Below are 12,259 nucleotides of genomic sequence, written 5' to 3'. Positions count from 1 at the left end.
GGCCGTGCTTGTCCCGGCTAGCCGGCCCGTGCGGCAGCCGCCCTGCCAGGAGGCTGCAGATCCGTATTGGCTTCGAACAGGGCCGTGATCCAGCCCGCAAACGCCTGCAGCTTGGGCGTGGCCAGCCGGCCTTGCGGCGTCAGCAGGGACATGGGCATCGGCGTCGGCGGGTGAGCCGCCAGCACGGCCACCAGGGCGCCGCTGTCGAGGTGCGCGCGCACCTGGTACACGGCCGCCTGCGCCAGTCCCAGTCCTTGCAGCGCGCAAGCGACGCTGGCGTCGGCGTCGTTGACGGCGATGGGGCCGGCCATCGGCACGCGCACCACCTCCTTGCCTTGCAGGAAATCCCAGTCGAAGGCGCGTCCCGTGCGGCCCGAGTAATGCATGATGCCCCGGTGCGCGGCCAGGTCGGTCAGGGTGTGCGGCGTGCCGTGCCGCGCCAGGTAGGCGGGTGAGGCGCACGTGACGAAGCGCATCAGGCCGACCTGTTTGCCGATGAAGGCGGAATCCTGCAAGGTGCCCACGCGCAAGGCGCAATCGATGCCTTCCTGCGTCAGGTCGACCAGGCGGTCAGTCAGGCTCAGCTGCAGTTGCACGTCCGGCCAGGCGGCGTGGAATTGCGCGATATGGGGCATGACGAGGCGCCGGCCCACCGTGTTGGGCAGGTTGATGCGCAGCAAGCCACGGGGTTTTTTCGCGTCCGGACCGCGGAACGCCAGTTCCGCCGTGTCGACGGCTTTTAAAATATCGAGGCAATGGCGGAAGTACTCGGCCCCTTCCGGCGTCAGGGACAAACGGCGCGTAGTGCGCTGCAGCAGTTGCGTGCCCAGGTAGGCTTCCAGCTTTTGCAGGGTGGCCGTCAGCGCGGCGCGCGGCAAATTCAAGGTTTCGGCCGCCTTGGAAAAACTGTTGGCCTCGACGATGCGCACGAAGGTCTGCATGGCCTTGATCTTGTCCATGGGATAGCCTGTCCTTGTATTGTTCATCTTATGTGAAAAGTGTAGGGCGATTATGCCCTAATTATCTTTGCCCCGGTTTTGCCTAGAATGGCGACATCCCTATCGAACCGAGGAAACAACATGAACAAGGCCTCACCTTCTGCTCCCCACGACATTGCGCCCGCCATGGTGCTGCTGCTGGCCATCGCTTCCGGCCTGATCGTCGCTAACCTGTACTACGCGCAAACCCTGGTCGGGCCCATCAGCGCCTCCACGGGCCTGTCGGCCAAGGCGGCCGGGCTGATCGTTACCCTGACGCAAGTCGGCTATACCCTGGGCCTGCTGTTTGTCGTGCCCCTGGGCGACTTGCTGGAAAACCGCCGCCTGATCGTCACTGCCTTGCTGGTGACGGCCACGGCCCTGGTGGCGGCGGCCCTCTCCACGGGCGCCATCGTGTTCCTGGCAGCCGCGCTGGCCATCGGCCTCGGGTCCGTGGCGGCGCAAGTGATCGTGCCGTTTGCCGCCCACCTGTCGCAGGAAGCGACGCGGGGCCAGACGGTGGGCAAGGTGGTCAGCGGCCTGTTGCTGGGCATCATGCTGGCCCGTCCCGTCGCTTCGCTGGTGGCGGCCCATGCGAGCTGGCACGTGGTGTTTGGCGGCGCCGCCGTGCTGATGGTCTTGCTGGCGCTGGTGCTGCGCCGCGCCTTGCCCGTGCGCCAGCCCGTGTCGAGCATGCGCTATCCGGCCTTGATGGCTTCGCTGTGGCATTTGCTGCTGGGCACGCCCGTGCTGCGCCGCCGCGCCGCCTATCATGCGGGCCTGTTCGGCGCCTTCAGCCTGTTCTGGACCGTCACGCCGCTGGTGCTGTCCAGCCCCGCGTTCGGCCTGTCGCAAACGGGCATCGCCATCTTCGCCCTGGTGGGCATGGCGGGCGCCGTCGCTTCGCCCATCGCCGGCCGCCTGGCCGATGCGGGCCACACCTTGCCCGCCACGGCCGCCGCGCTGGCGCTGGGCGTCGTCGCCTTTGCCTTGCCGATGCTGGCGCCCGAGTCGAAACATGTGGCGCTGGGGCTGCTGGTGGTCGCTTCCATCGTGCTCGACATGGGCGTGGCGGCGAATCTGGTGCTGGGCCAGCGCGCCATCTTCAGCCTGGGCGCGGAAGTGCGCGGCCGCCTGAACGGCCTGTATTTCGCCCTGTTCTTCGCCGGCGGCGCGGCCGGCTCGGCCATCGGCGCCTGGGTGTATGCCAGCTATGGCTGGCAAGCAACTTTGCTGACCGGCATGGCGTTTCCGGGCCTGGCCCTGCTGGTATGGCTGGGAGAATTTCTGCCGCTGGCCGCGCGCCGCACGGCTTGAAACCCTGATGGCGGCTCGTTATCACTAGCGGCTATTTCTATCATCATGAAGATAAAGTGGCGTGATATGCCGCGATGCCGCAAGATGCACTTGTCTCCTCTATCTCCTCCAAGGAAATAGATTCAGCCCGCTTCCGTAGCGGGCTTTTTTTTGTCTTTGCAGATTAAATCACTACCAGATCGAGCGCGCGCATGAAGTTCGCCGCCTGCGCATGCGTGATGACGGCGCCTTTCAGCAAGGACGCTTCGCTCAATTTGAACCCGTCGATATCGGCGCCGCGCAAGTCCGCGCCCTGGAACTTCGCCAGTTTGATCGTGGCGTTGCGCAGGCTGCCACCCTCAAAGACGGCGTCGCGGAAGTCGCAGCCGGCCAGGTAGGCGTCGGAAAAGTCCAGCTGTTTTAATATTGCCTTGCGGAACGAGAAGCCGCGCAGGTCGGCGCCCACCAGCAGGCTGTCTTCGAAGGTGAGGCCCAGGTGGGCCACTTCCTCGAACGAGGCGCCCGTCAGCTTGCAGCCGCGGTAGGTGGCCGAGGCCAGCTTGGCGCGCCGCCATTTTGTGTTGTTCAGGTCGCAGCCTTCGAAGCTGGCGTCGACGGCGTCGACGGATTCGAAATCGGCGCTGCCCGCGCGGCAGCGGCGCCAGGTGCTGCGCGCCAGTTTGCTGGCGAACAGATTGGTGTCGGCAAAGGTGCAGCGCTCGAAGGTACAGCCCTGCAGATCGAGGCGCGACAAGTCTTCGCCGTCGAACGCACAATCGATGAAGTGGCGCACGGGCAGGGCCAGCTGCTGCTCGATGCCGGCGCGGTCCAGGGTCATGTTGCTTACTGCGGTGTCGTGTGTTGCCATCCGTTTTTATTCCTAATCAAAGCAGGGGAGGGATGGCGCGGCGGGAAAATGCACGAACCAGAACACCTCCCCGGCTGGTGTAACAGCCAAGGGTCAGCGCCGTGGGTCCGCGTGGGCGGGAGCATGCCGGACGGTGCCGGGCACTTACCGGGTTACCAACCGGTGCGCTCATTTTCGATCAGCGCGTATTGTAGCTTGTCCGAATCGGCCTTGCCAGTTCTTGCGAAGCCGGGTTAGTATCGTTGCAGGCGCAGCCACTGCGCCAACGTCGCTCGGACGGATCCGGGCGCTTACGTACAGAGATAACCATGACCGACAGCCAAGCTCCGCGCAGCTTTTCGCGCATCAATCGCCTTCCCCCCTACGTTTTCAATATCACCGCCGAACTCAAGATGGCCGCGCGCCGCCGTGGCGAGGATATCATCGACATGTCGATGGGCAATCCCGATGGCGCCACGCCGGCCCACATCGTGGACAAGCTGGTCGAGACGGTGAAACGCCCCGACACGCACGGCTATTCCGCCTCCAAGGGCATTCCGCGGCTGCGCCGCGCGATTGCCCACTGGTACAAGAAGCGCTACGAGGTCGACATCGACCCGGACAGCGAAGCCATCGTCACCATCGGCTCGAAAGAGGGCCTGGCGCACCTGATGCTGGCGACCTTGGACCGTGGCGACACGGTGCTGGTGCCCAATCCCAGCTACCCGATCCACATCTGGGGCGCCGTCATCGCGGGCGCCGATATCCGCTCCGTGCGCATGGGGCCTGGCGTGGATTTCTTTGCCGAGCTGGAACGGGCGATCCGCGAAAGCTACCCGAAGCCGAAGATGATGGTGCTGGGCTTCCCGTCCAACCCCACGGCGCAATGCGTGGAGCTGGAATTTTTCGAACGGGTCGTCGCGCTGGCGAAACAGCACAATATCCTGGTGGTGCATGACCTGGCGTATGCCGACATCACCTTCGATGGCTGGAAGGCGCCGTCCATCATGCAGGTGCCGGGCGCGCGCGACGTGGCCGTCGAATTCTTCACCATGTCGAAAAGCTACAACATGGCGGGCTGGCGCATCGGCTTCATGGTGGGCAATGCAGAACTGGTGGCCGCTTTGGCGCGCATCAAGAGCTACCACGACTACGGCAGTTTTACGCCCGTGCAAGTGGCGGCCATTGCCGCGCTGGAAGGCGATCAAAGTTGCGTCACGGAAATCTGCGCCCAGTACCAGCGCCGCCGCGACGTGCTGGTGAAAGGCTTGCATGAGGCGGGCTGGATGGTGGAAAAACCGAAGGCCTCGATGTATATCTGGGCGCATATCCCGCAAGCGTATCGCCACCTGGGGTCGCTGGAGTTTGCCAAGCTGCTGCTGCAAAAAGCGAAGGTGAGCGTGTCGCCCGGCATCGGTTTCGGCGAATACGGCGATGAATACGTGCGCTTCGCCCTGATCGAAAACGAGGCGCGCGTCCGGCAAGCCTTGCGCGGCATCAAGAATATGTTGCGTTCCGGCGACGCAAAAACGGAAACGGCAACGTAAAAGTTGCCGTATGGAATTGTCTGTTGCCCCTAATATCACTGCTGCGTATTTCTGACATCACGAATATAAAGTGGTTTTATATGCTGCAACGCGGCATCATTCATTTGTCTCCTCTATCTCCTCCAAGGAAATAGATTCAGCCCGCTCCCGCAGCGGGCTTTTTTTTGCCTGTCATTCCGCGCGGCTATGCGTCGCCGGCACCTGTAAACCGCCGTACCGCCACCTCCCACTGCTGCATCAGGCTGGCCGCCTGGTCGCGGCCGATGGCGGGCAGGAACGTCCTGTCGGCGCGCCAGTGCGATGCCAGCTCGTCCACGCCACGGTACTGGCCGATGGCCAGGCCCGCCAGGTAGGCCGCGCCAAGGGCCGTCGTTTCGATCACTTGCGGGCGCACGACGGGGATGCCCAGCAAGTCGGCCTGGAATTGCAGCAGCAGGTTGTTGGCGCAGGCGCCGCCGTCCACGCGCAGCTCCGTGATGGGCGCTTGCGCGTCGCGCGTCATGGCGCCCAGCAGGGCGGCGCTCTGGAAGGCGATCGCTTCGAGCGCGGCGCGGGCAATATGGCCCACCGTGCTGCCCCGGCTCAGGCCCAGGATGGCGCCTTTCGCCGAGGGCACCCAGTACGGCGCGCCCAGGCCTGTAAACGAGGGCACGAAGACCACGCCGCCGGAATCGGGCACGGAGGCGGCCAGGCCTTCCGCTTCGCCCGCGTGGCCGATGGCGCCCAGGCCATCGCGCAGCCACTGCACCACGGCGCCGCCGATGAAGACGCTGCCTTCGAGCGCATACGCGGGCTGCGCGCCCACCTGGCAGGCGGCCGTGCTGATCAGGCCATGCTGCGATTGCGCACATTGCTCGCCCGTGTTGAGCAGCAAGAAGCAGCCCGTGCCATAGGTATTCTTGGCCATGCCCGGCGTGAAACAGGTCTGGCCGAACAGCGCCGCCTGCTGGTCGCCGGCGATGCCGCCGATGATGACGGGGCTGCCCAGCACCGCCGCATCCGTTTCGCCATACACGTGGCTCGAAGGGTGGACGGTCGGCAGCAGGCTGGCGGGAATGCCCAGCCAGTCGAGCAGCTGGGCATCCCAGCAGCCTTCATGCAGGTTCCACAGCATGGTGCGCGAAGCGTTGGTGACGTCGCTCACGTGCAGCCGGCCGCCCGTCATCTGCCATGCCAGCCAGGTATCGATGGTGCCGAAGGCCAGTTCGCCGCGCATGGCCCGCGCGCGGACGCCGGGCACGGCGTCGAGTATCCAGCGCAGCTTGGTGCCGGAAAAATACGGGTCGAGCACCAGGCCCGTCTTCGCATGGATGGCGCCGGCCAGGCCCCGCGCGCGCAGGTCCTCGCACAGCGCTTCCGTGCGGCGGTCTTGCCAGACGATGGCGTTGTAGACGGGTTCGCCCGTGGCGCGATCCCATACCACCGTCGTTTCGCGCTGGTTGGTGATGCCCAGCGCACCGAGGGCGTCGGCCTGCAAGCCCGTCTTGGCCAGCACTTCGCGGCAGGTCGCCAGCTGGCTGTGCCAGATTTCCATCGGGTCGTGCTCGATCCAGCCCGGCTGCGGGAAGAGCTGGCGAAACTCGCGCTGCGCCATGGCGACGATGGCGCCGGCTTCGTCGAAGACCATGCTGCGCGAGCTGGAGGTGCCCTGGTCGAGGGCCAGCAAATACGTCATGCCGCCACCTCTTGCGCCAGATGGGCGGCCAGCCATTGCTGCAGGCGCGCCACGTCGGCCGGCGCGCAGCGCAAACCCAGTTTGCTGCGGCGCCACAGGATGTCGTCGCAACTCCTGGCCCATTCCACCTCGACCAGATAGCACGCTTCGGCTTCGTACAGGCCGGGCGCCAGTTGCGCGCCCAGGTCGGCCATCGACGTGGCGCCCGTCAGCAGGCGCGCGGCGCGGCTGCCATAGGCGCGCGCATAGCGGTGCGCCAGCGCAGGCGGCAGCCAGGCGTGATCGCGCTGGAAGCGCGCGAGGAAAGCGTCGAAATCATGGCTGTCCACGAGTTGATTCACCTGCTGCAGGTCGCCGCCGGGCAGGGGCGCGTGGGCCGTCCAGGCCGGAGAAGCATTGTCCAGCAGGGGCGCCAGCAGGCCCAGCGCCTCCTCGGCCAGCTTGCGGTAGGTGGTGATCTTGCCGCCCCAGATATTGAGCAGGGGCGCGCCCTTTGCTGCTGCGCCGCGCGCCACTTCCAGCAGGTAGTCGCGCGTGACGGCCGACGCGTTTTGCGCGCTGTCGTCGAGCAGGGGGCGCACGCCGGAATACGTCCACACGACGTCGGCGGGGCCGATTTCGCGCTTGAAATAGCGGTTCGCCGCCTGGCACAGGTAATCGATCTCCGCCTGGCTGATCTTCATCTGGCTCACGTCCCCCTTGTATTCCTCGTCGGTGGTGCCGATCAGGGTAAAGTCATCCTGGTAGGGGATGGCGAAGATGATGCGCTGGTCCGGGTTCTGGAAGATGTAGGCGTTCGGGTGCTCGAACAGGCGCGGCACGATGATGTGGCTGCCCTTGATCAGGCGCAACCCCTGCGTCTTGCCGCCGCCGGCCGCGCCGGCAAATTGCGCCGTCCACGGTCCCGCCGCGTTGACGATGGCGCGCGCGCGCAAGGTCTTGCGCTGGCCATTCTCGGCTTGCAGGGTGGCGTGCCAGGCGTCGCCGTCGCGGCGCGCGTCGACGCAGGCCGTGCGCGTGAGGATGTGCGCGCCGTGTTCCTGCGCGTCGAGCGCGTTGAGCACCACCAGGCGCGCATCGTCGACCCAGCCGTCGGAATACACGAAGCCCTTGCGGTAGCCGGCCTTCAGCGGCGCGCCCGCCGCATGGCGGTCCAGCGCGATGCCTTGCGAGGCGGGTAAAAAGGCCCGTTTGGCCAGGTGGTCGTACAGGAACAGGCCCGCGCGTATCATCCAGGCGGGGCGCTGGGCGGCGTCGTGCGGCATGACGAAGCGCATCGGCCACATGATGTGGGGCGCGGCGCGCAGCAGCACTTCGCGTTCCTGCAGCGCCTTGCGCACCAGCTTGAATTCATAGTATTCGAGGTAGCGCAGGCCGCCGTGTATCAGCTTGGTGGAGGTGGACGAGGTGTGCTGCGCCAGGTCGTGCTGTTCGCACAGCACCACGCGCAAGCCGCGGCCGGCCGCGTCGCGCGCGATGCCGGCGCCATTGATGCCGCCGCCGACGACCAGCAGGTCGCAGTCGGCGGGCAGGGAGGAAAAGCGGGAAGCGGACATGGAAGGTTCGTCTCGTAAAAAAGGGTAAACAGTGAAAAGGCGCCGCCTCAGGCGGACAGGGCCAGCACGGGCGGCAGCACCAGGGCCAGGCCGGCGATCAGCAGCAGCACGAAGACGGCGCGGCGCACGTGTTCGATGGGCAGGCGCGAAGGGTGGCGGCGCGCCAGCCACGTCAGCCCCGTCACCAGCGGCAAGGCTTCCAGGGTCAGCCACAGTGCCGTCAGGCTGAACTGGCCGTGCGCCAGCACGAGGGCCAGGCGCAGCACGGCATTCGCGGCAAACAGCACGATCAGCGAATGGCGGATCATGTCGGCCGGCCATGGCTGGCGGTACAGGTGGTACACCATGGGCGGGCCGGCGCTGGCGAACAGGCCGCCCATCACGCCGGACACGCTGCTGAAGAACAGGAAGGCGGGCAGGCCGGATTGCCGCGCACGCGCGCTGGCGCGCAGCACCAGCATGCACGCGCAGACGACGATGGCGCAACCGAGCAGGAAGCGCAGCAGGGTCACCTGTTGCGCGCTGAACCAGCCCAGCAGGGCCACGCCCGCGCCCACGCCGAGCAGGCTGACGGCCAGCGAAGGGCCGAACACGGGCCAGGCCAGCTGCGGGCGCGTGCGGCCAAAGGTGATGGCGGCATTCACCAGCACCAGCACGCTGACCACGTTGGCCACGTCGCCCAGGCTGGCCAGGTGCAGCACGGCCGTCAGGCCCAGCAGGATCAGGCCGAAAGCAAAGCCCGTCAGGTTCTGCGCGGCGCTGGCCAGCGCCACGCAGGCCAGGAACAGCAAGTGCGACGCCACGCTCATGCCATGCTCATTTCGCCAGCGACAGGAAGAAATCCTGCTGTGCGCAACCGCGCCGCACGAAGACGGGCGGCTGGCCCAGGGGAGCGTCGACTTCCATGCGCTGGCCGCCTTCGAAGACGGCGCCGCTCCACAGGTGGATCCAGGCGTCGCCCTGCGGCAGGTAGGCGCTCCAGCGCGCAGCGCCCGCCGCATGCACGGGCGCCACCAGCAGGTCGGGACCGAACAGGTACTGGTCCTGGATGGCGTAGGTGGCGCGGTCGTGTTCATAGTGCAGGAACAGGGGGCGCTGCAGCGGCAAGCCGCGCGCCACGGCATCTTCGGCCAGGGCGCGGATGGTGGGCGCCAGCGCCACGTGCAGCCGCGTCATGCGGGCGAAGTGCTGGAACACCTGCTCATCCTGGTAAAACTGGAAGTTTTCGTCCGGGCGATTGCCTTCGTGCGTGCGCATCATCGACGTGAAGACGGCCATCTCCGTCCAGCGCTGGAACAGTTCCGCCGTGCGCAGGTTGCCGAACAGGCTCGTATAGCCGCCGATGTCGCTGTGGTGGTAGGCGTTGCCCAGAAGGCCGGACGACAGGGCGCCGCAGATCACCGTCTGCAAGCCGTCGTGGCGGCTGAAGTCGACCGACTGGTCGCCCGCCCACAGCAGCGGGCAGTGCGTTTGCACGCCCGTGTAGCCGGCGCGCATGAAGAAGGTGGCCTCGCCCGTCTTGCCAGCTGCTTCGATGGCGCGCGCATTGACTTCGGCCCACAGGGTCGGCCAGGCGTTGTGCATCAGGCGCGCATCGACGCCATTGTGCAGGCGCAGGTCGATCGGCAGGTATTCGCCGAAATCGGCCATCCAGCCGGACAGGCCGAAATCGAGCATTTCCTGGCGCAGGATGCGTTCCTCGAACCATTGCGCGGCGGCCGGGTTGGTGAAGTCGACGACGCCGCAATCGAATTCGCCGAAGTCCACCAGGTAGGCGCCGCCATCGATGGCCGTGGCCAGGAAACCCTGCTGCAGCGCTTCCTGGTACAGGGTGCCGTCGTTGCACAAATACGGATTGACGTAGCCGAGGAAGCGGATGTCCTGCCTGGCCAGGTCGGCGATCCAGTTTTTCAGGTCGGGATAGCGCTGCGGCTGCCAGCGCCAGTCCCAGAACAAACGCTTGCCGAACGACGTCTGGCGCAAGCCCACCCAGTCTTCGCACCACAGGGCGCTGACGGGCAAGCCGTGTTCCTGCGCCTGCGCGAGGATGGCGCGGGCATGCTCTTCGCCGCCTTTCAGGCCCAGCATGGCGCCATTTTGCAGCCAGGCTGGCAGCTGCGGCTGGCGGCCGAAGCGTTGCGAGACCACGCCCACCAGGTCGACGAAGGAGTCGGCCAGCATGAATTCCAGGCGCTCGGGCATGGCCCAGAATTGCAGCTCGTGGAAGTCCGGCTGGCGGAAATCGAAGTCCGCATACGCCGTCGTCTCCGCATGCAGGCAGTAGCGCTGCGACGAGATGAAGCTCGGTTGCGGATAATTCGTGTGATAGTAGTCGCCGCCCGATTTGGACGTCACGTCGGCCTGCCACGTCAAATGGGTCGACTTGTCGCGGCCCACGCCCGGCTCCGACGTCCACAGGGGGAAGTGGCGGCCGCGCAGGTCGAAGTACGACATCTGCTCGCCGCAGCCCCATACATGCTCGTCCTGCTCCGCGGGCAGGCGCAGCCACAGCCGGTTCCAGCCCGGCGCCGCGTAGCGCACCACCAGGTGCACGCCATGCGGCGCCGCTTGCACGGCCAGCACCAGCTGCGGCGTGTCGCCCGCATGGCGCGCAAAGCTCAGGGTGGCGCCGTCGCCGTCCTGCGTGACGGCCAGCGCGCGCAGGGCGCTGCGCTCTTCGACGTAATCTTCGATGGCAAAGTTACCGCGGTACATTTCCATGCTTTCGCGGCCCTGGCCGACGAACACGCATGGCGCATCGGCGCCGTGGCGCAGCAGCAAGCGGCCGGCGCAGCGCAGGGCGACGCTGTCATTTTCCTGGTGTAGTGTGTACTGCATGACGATCAACTCCTGTGAAAACCGGCCGCCCGCATGGTGGCGTGGGGCGGGCCGGCGGTGCATCAACAAATAGGCACTGAATTAAAAGACGAGGAACATGCCGGCGGTCAGCTCGACGGGGCTGTAGCCGAAGTAGTTATTGTCCCCCCGGAACTGCAATACGCCCAGCTTGGCATGGCTGTTGTTGGCGATGCGCGTGGCGTAGGCGTAGAACGACAGGGTCGGCTGGAAGTTGTACAGGTAGCCCAGCGAGTAGGCCGTCGACGTGGGTTTGCCCACGCCATCGCCCGTGTTGGTGCCGAAAGCGCCTTTGGCGTTGGCGCCGTCATAGCTGATGTGCGCCAGGCTGCCCTCGATGCGGTGCTTGCCGAGGTCGTAGGCGCCCGAGACGCCGAAGGCATCGGCCGCATAGCCGCCCGCGTTCGACACGCGGTAGGAGGTGTAGGAGCCGCCCAAGGTGAAATCGTTCCACTTGTAGCGCGCGCCGACGATGTCCGTGACCTGGTTGCGCTTGAGGAAGTTCGGCGTGCCCCCCGTGCTGATGTCGTTGCTCTGCTGGTAATCCATGTGCGCATAGCCGAGGAACAGGTCGCCCTTCTTGTACAGCACGTTGGCGGCCCAGCTGCGGCCATCGTTTTCCAGGTCGGTGGCGGAAGACGCTTGCTGGCCGGCCGAATATGACACTTCCGCAGAAATGTTGTTCCAAGTGGGGCTGCGGTAGCGCAACGCATTGCCGTAGAACAAGGCCGTGCCCGAGTTGTTGCCGGCCAAACTCGTCGTCTTGCTGGCGTTGTTTGTCACGGGGTCCTTCAGGTAGCGGCCCAGGGATTCGGGGCGCGTGAGCGAGAACAGGGCGCTGAAGTCGTTGGCGCCGTAATTGTGCGCCGAGGCCAGGTCGGCGCCCAGCGAGACCCAGAACGGCGCCATGTACATGGTGCCGCCTTCGATCGAGCCCCAGGTGGTCGAGGCAAAGCCGACGGTGGAGCCCCGGTTGAACAGCACGGATGAGGTGGTGTTGTTTTGCGTGCCGCCGCCCGCATTGCCGTTGAACAAGTTCAAGCCCGTCTCGACGCCGAAGATGGCCTTGTACTCGTCGCTGAAGACCCAGGCGCCCGTGAGGCCCAGGCGGCTGGCCATCTCGCCCTGGTTCAGGCGGTGGTTGGTCAGCTGGCGCCCGCTGGCATCCTTGCCGCGCGACACCGTATAGCCGATGTCGCCACGGCCGTACAGTTTCCAGTTGAAGCCGGTGGCGGGCTGCATGGGGGCCGCCGCCGACGTTGCCGGTGCGGCCGCCATCGTCGCTGGTGCGGGCTGGGCCGCTTTCGCTTCCATCTGCGCCACCCTGTCCTGCAACTGCGCCAGCATGGCCTTCATGTCGCTGAGTTCATCAGCGCGTGCGTTAGCGCTAACAAATGGCGCCGCGAGAAGCACGCCGGTGATGGCCGCGGCCAGGGTGGTCTTGCGGAATGTCGTTTGCATGATCTTGTCTCCTGTGTTTTTTATGAGTATGGTTGCTGATCCCT

General features: G+C 66.0%; 9 protein-coding genes. 2 read left to right on the top strand and 7 right to left on the bottom strand.

What is annotated here, in order from left to right; translation table 11 throughout:
• Positions 1-17: 17 nt before the first annotated feature.
• Positions 18-959 (bottom strand): LysR family transcriptional regulator, encoded by a 942-nt coding sequence (locus tag VPH40_RS05750; protein WP_328572945.1) that lies wholly within the window; start codon positions 957-959, stop codon positions 18-20.
• Between the two features lie 120 nt (positions 960-1,079).
• Between VPH40_RS05750 and VPH40_RS05745 the strand changes: the two genes are divergently transcribed.
• The gene (locus VPH40_RS05745) at positions 1,080-2,294 is read left to right on the top strand and encodes an MFS transporter (protein ID WP_251348267.1); all 1,215 of its coding nucleotides are present in this window, start codon (positions 1,080-1,082) and stop codon (positions 2,292-2,294) included.
• A 163-nt stretch (positions 2,295-2,457) separates the two neighbouring features.
• Here VPH40_RS05745 and VPH40_RS05740 read toward each other — a convergent pair whose 3' ends face one another.
• A complete protein-coding gene (locus tag VPH40_RS05740) occupies positions 2,458-3,141 on the bottom strand; it encodes a pentapeptide repeat-containing protein (protein WP_257218975.1) in 684 nt (227 codons plus the stop codon).
• 308 nt (positions 3,142-3,449) lie between these two features.
• On the opposite strand from VPH40_RS05740, the gene alaC reads away from it, so the two are divergent.
• On the top strand, positions 3,450-4,667 hold the full coding sequence (gene alaC / locus VPH40_RS05735) for an alanine transaminase (protein WP_289897497.1): 1,218 nt from the start codon (positions 3,450-3,452) through the stop codon (positions 4,665-4,667).
• Between the two features lie 184 nt (positions 4,668-4,851).
• On the opposite strand, the gene glpK is transcribed toward alaC, so the two are convergent.
• The 5 genes from glpK to VPH40_RS05710 form a co-directional block, all read right to left on the bottom strand.
• Positions 4,852-6,342, bottom strand: a complete 1,491-nt coding sequence (gene glpK / locus VPH40_RS05730; RefSeq protein ID WP_328572944.1) for a glycerol kinase GlpK — start codon at positions 6,340-6,342, stop codon at positions 4,852-4,854.
• A complete protein-coding gene (gene glpD, locus VPH40_RS05725; RefSeq protein ID WP_328572943.1) occupies positions 6,339-7,898 on the bottom strand; it encodes a glycerol-3-phosphate dehydrogenase in 1,560 nt (519 codons plus the stop codon). The genes glpK and glpD overlap by 4 nt, the downstream gene beginning before the upstream one ends.
• 47 nt (positions 7,899-7,945) lie before the next feature.
• Complete coding sequence (locus VPH40_RS05720; RefSeq protein ID WP_328572942.1) at positions 7,946-8,707, bottom strand: TSUP family transporter; 762 nt, start codon at positions 8,705-8,707, stop codon at positions 7,946-7,948.
• A 7-nt stretch (positions 8,708-8,714) separates the two neighbouring features.
• A complete protein-coding gene (locus VPH40_RS05715) occupies positions 8,715-10,736 on the bottom strand; it encodes an alpha-glucosidase (RefSeq protein ID WP_328572941.1) in 2,022 nt (673 codons plus the stop codon).
• Between the two features lie 81 nt (positions 10,737-10,817).
• Positions 10,818-12,215, bottom strand: a complete 1,398-nt coding sequence (locus VPH40_RS05710) for a porin (protein ID WP_305059094.1) — start codon at positions 12,213-12,215, stop codon at positions 10,818-10,820.
• Positions 12,216-12,259: the final 44 nt, after the last annotated feature.

This window comes from Janthinobacterium sp. P210005 (assembly GCF_036231865.1).
Lineage (GTDB): Bacteria > Pseudomonadota > Gammaproteobacteria > Burkholderiales > Burkholderiaceae_D > Janthinobacterium > Janthinobacterium kumbetense.
This window is presented reverse-complemented; position numbering and strand designations above follow the sequence as displayed.

Coding starts and splice junctions, on each gene's coding strand:
- VPH40_RS05750 (WP_328572945.1), bottom strand. CDS start 959: ATGGACAAGATCAAGGCCATGCAGACCTTCGTGCGCATCGTCGAGGCC.
- VPH40_RS05745 (WP_251348267.1), top strand. CDS start 1,080: ATGAACAAGGCCTCACCTTCTGCTCCCCACGACATTGCGCCCGCCATG.
- VPH40_RS05740 (WP_257218975.1), bottom strand. CDS start 3,141: ATGGCAACACACGACACCGCAGTAAGCAACATGACCCTGGACCGCGCC.
- alaC (WP_289897497.1), top strand. CDS start 3,450: ATGACCGACAGCCAAGCTCCGCGCAGCTTTTCGCGCATCAATCGCCTT.
- glpK (WP_328572944.1), bottom strand. CDS start 6,342: ATGACGTATTTGCTGGCCCTCGACCAGGGCACCTCCAGCTCGCGCAGC.
- glpD (WP_328572943.1), bottom strand. CDS start 7,898: ATGTCCGCTTCCCGCTTTTCCTCCCTGCCCGCCGACTGCGACCTGCTG.
- VPH40_RS05720 (WP_328572942.1), bottom strand. CDS start 8,707: ATGAGCGTGGCGTCGCACTTGCTGTTCCTGGCCTGCGTGGCGCTGGCC.
- VPH40_RS05715 (WP_328572941.1), bottom strand. CDS start 10,736: ATGCAGTACACACTACACCAGGAAAATGACAGCGTCGCCCTGCGCTGC.
- VPH40_RS05710 (WP_305059094.1), bottom strand. CDS start 12,215: ATGCAAACGACATTCCGCAAGACCACCCTGGCCGCGGCCATCACCGGC.